Annotated in this window: 4 protein-coding genes; 3 read left to right on the top strand and 1 reads right to left on the bottom strand. The window is 71.7% G+C overall.

Annotation, left to right across the window (positions count from 1 at the left end; genetic code table 11):
- Positions 1-131: 131 nt before the first annotated feature.
- A complete protein-coding gene (locus VFZ20_RS03245) occupies positions 132-1,439 on the top strand; it encodes an Ig-like domain-containing protein (RefSeq protein ID WP_329682389.1) in 1,308 nt (435 codons plus the stop codon).
- A 31-nt stretch (positions 1,440-1,470) separates the two neighbouring features.
- Positions 1,471-2,643: a tail fiber domain-containing protein gene (locus VFZ20_RS03240; protein ID WP_329682388.1), complete on the top strand. Its 1,173-nt coding sequence runs from the start codon at positions 1,471-1,473 to the stop codon at positions 2,641-2,643.
- 122 nt (positions 2,644-2,765) lie between these two features.
- Here VFZ20_RS03240 and VFZ20_RS03235 read toward each other — a convergent pair whose 3' ends face one another.
- Positions 2,766-2,984, bottom strand: coding sequence for a hypothetical protein (locus tag VFZ20_RS03235; RefSeq protein WP_329682387.1), 219 nt, complete (start codon positions 2,982-2,984; stop codon positions 2,766-2,768).
- Between VFZ20_RS03235 and VFZ20_RS03230 the strand changes: the two genes are divergently transcribed.
- Positions 2,983-3,284: hypothetical protein (locus VFZ20_RS03230; protein WP_329682386.1), on the top strand; the 302-nt coding region annotated here is incomplete at its 3' end. The genes VFZ20_RS03235 and VFZ20_RS03230 overlap by 2 nt on opposite strands.

Here is a 3,284-nt window from a genome sequence, read left to right as displayed (position 1 = left end):
CCCGGGCCCGTCGTCGTCCGTTCCGTCCTGCTCCCGGCGCATGGTGTGCCGGCCCCGCGCGCACGCTTCGACTCCATTTCGGTCGTGGCGTGCGGACGTGGACCTTTGTCCCTTGCGAGCGAGGACCACCGATGCCTCATCCCCGGGCGCTGGGCGCCCGCGCCGCGCTGCTGGCGCTGCTGGGCGCAGCGGCCTGCACCGACAACTCCCCCACGGGTCCCGGGCCCGGCGGCACGCCGGGGCCGGGCAGCGAGGGCGGGCCCGCCACGACCATCGCGGCGCTCACCTGCACGGCCACCATGCCCGATGGCGGTGTGACGTGCGCGCCCGCCGAGCCGGGGCTGGGCAGTGCGTCCGGGCTGATCGTGGGCAACCAGGGCGTGTACGTGCAGCTCACGTCCTCCGGTGTGAACTACAACTCCGGCACGGGCGCGTTCACGTTCCAGACCACGCTGCAGAACCTGATCGAGCAGCCCCTGGGCACCACGGACGGCACCACGCTGGACCCGGGCGGCATCCGCATCTTCTTCGCGACCGGGCCCACGGTCATCGAAGGCACGGGCACGGCGGCCGTGATCCCCGCCGGGTTCGGGTTCTTCACGGCCGCCGCGCAGCCGTACTACGTCTATCCCTACCTGCTGGACCAGGGCGAGACGTCTCCCGCCGTGCAGTGGAACTTCGTCGTGCAGCCCACGGTTGCCCGGTTCGTCTTCACGGTGCTGGTCTCCGCCCCGGTGGAGTACCCCGACGGGTACATCACCCTGGACGGCAAGCTGCCGGGCGCGTCGTACGGGGCGCTGCACCCGTCTTCGCCGCACGGGCTTACGGCCGTCGTCAAGAACGCCGTGGGCGTCACGGTCCCCGGCACCGTCACCTTCGGGACGACGGACTCGGACTGCGCGGCCGTCAGCGGCACAGGCACGGTGACGGGCGTGCGCGCGGGCACCTGCTCCATCACGGCCACGTCGGGCGCGTACGCGGGCGAGCTGGTGTTCAGCGTGACGGGCACCCAGCGCACCTGGAACGGCTCCGCCTCGACGGACTGGTCCACGGGCGCCAACTGGAACGGCGGATACGCGCCGGCCCCCGTGGACACGGCCGTTGTCCCCACGGGCGTGCCCAACTTCCCGGCGCTCACGGCGGCCGCGAGCATCGGCGGCGTGCAGGTGGCCGACGGCGCCACGCTCTCGCTGGGCGCGTTCGACCTGACGGCGTCGGCCAACGTGGCCACGGGCTACACCGTGGGCTCCGGCATCCTGGGCACCACGGGCCAGCTGGTGCTGGCCGGCACGGGCCGCACGGTGCAGGGGCGCGTGCCCAACGTGCGCGTCACGGGCGACTACGCCCTGGGCGGCGACCTGCACGTGATTGCCCCGGGCCGCATCGTCTCCGGGCGGCTGGCCACCATCGGCTACCTGTACCGCACCGTTTCCCAGTGACCTCCCTCCGGCCCCCTATCGGAAACCCGCAATGAGACTTCGCCTTCTCGCCCTTACCGCCGCCGCGCTGCTGTGCGCGGCCCCGCACGCCGCGGCGCAGTCGCCCGTGCTCATCCAGGCCCAGGCCGGCTCGCCCGCGGGCGACCGGTTCCGCGTGGACAGCAGCGGCGCCTTCGTGGCATACGGCTTCGTGCGCGACGTGGGCAACACCACGGGGTGCGCGGCCCAGCTCCCCGCCAGCGGCGCGGGCACGCGCTTCATGTGGCACCCCTGCCGCGGCTCGCTGCGCTTTGGCCGCGCGCCGGTTGGCGCGGGGGCCACGTCGTGGGACGACAACAACATGGACGACTTCACCTTCGCCGGCGGCAACCAGGTGACGGCCAGCGACTACGGCGCGTTCGCGTACGGTGACCAGGTGACGGTGAGCTCCACGGTGGGCGTGGGCTTTGGCTCGGGCGTCACGGTGAGCGGCACGGCCGGCTTCAGCGCGGGCGCCAGCAACGTGTGCTCGGGCTTTGCCTGCACGGCCATCGGCTACACGGTGCGCGCCGGCGGGCAGGGCTCCGTGGCCCTGGGCTACCGGACGACGGCCAACAACGACTACGCCGTGGCCCTGGGATACCGCGCCAGCAACAACACGCACACGGGCACCATGGTGATGGGCGACGAGTCCACCACCGACTCCGTGCGCAACCAGGTGGACAACGAGTTCCGCATCCGGTACAACGGCGGCATTCGCCTGCGCGTGAGCACCGCGGCCAACGGCATGACCCCGGGTGCCGGCGGCAACGTGGGCTGCGACCTCACGGTGGCCGTGCCCACGTGGACCTGCGCCTCCAGCCGCACGCTCAAGGAGAACTACGAGCCCGTGAACGGCGAGGACGTGCTCATCCGCCTGCGCAGCGTGCCCGTGACCACGTGGAACATGATCGGCGGGGCAGAGGTGCGGCACCTGGGGCCCGTGGCCGAGGACTTCTACCAGGCGTTCGCGCTGGGCCTGGGGCCCACGGCCATCGGCATGGGCGACATCGACGGCGTGAACCTGGCGGCCGCCAAGGCGCTGGAGGCCCGCACGGTTGACCTGCAGGCGCAGCTCAACGTCCGTACGGCGCACGTCGTGGAGCTGCAGGCGCAGGTGGATGCGCAGGCCGCAGTCATCGCTCGAATGGAGGAACGGCTCCGGGCCCTGGAATCACGACCTTAGCCGCCCCGCCGGGCGGCGAGTGACCGGGCGGATCCAGACAAAAGAGGACGCGGGGAACGGATCTCGTTCCCCGCGTCCTCTCGTCATTTCTCCGCGTCCCGCGACCGACCGGCCGGAGCGCGTCAGCGCGCGGCGGGCTCCGTGTCGGGAAAGGGGGCGTGGGCGTCCATGGGGCCCGTGCGCGTGATGCCTTCCCATCCGCAGCGCGGACACCAGCGCTTTTGCAGGCGGCCCATCATCAGCCTGGCCAGCAGGCGGCCGCTGGGGCCCATGCGCACGGGCAGCGTCTCGGCGTTGCACTCGTCGCAGGTGCGCTCGCTGGGAAAGATCAGGTAGCACATGGCCATCGCCAGCCCCAGCTTGGCGAAGAAGGCGATGAAGAAGAACGCGACCCACGTGAGCGGTGATACCACAGGACTGCCGTCGGTTCAGGACATCTGGGTTGGTGAACGGATGTATGCGCATCCCCCGTGCCGGCCGACGTTCGGGTACGCCGGGGCGGGCGGCAGGTTCCGCGCAGCAGGACGTTGCACGATCCGCCGATCCGATCCGCTCCGCGCGGCCGTACTGGAACTGACGCTTGCCGCCCCCACTCCGTTGGGTCAGGTGCCGCGGTTGAATCAGCACTACAGCATTTTTGC

The organism is Longimicrobium sp., assembly GCF_036280135.1.
Taxonomy (GTDB): domain Bacteria; phylum Gemmatimonadota; class Gemmatimonadetes; order Longimicrobiales; family Longimicrobiaceae; genus Longimicrobium.
Note: the sequence above shows the minus strand (reverse complement) of the source record. Positions and strands in the feature narration are given on the sequence as shown.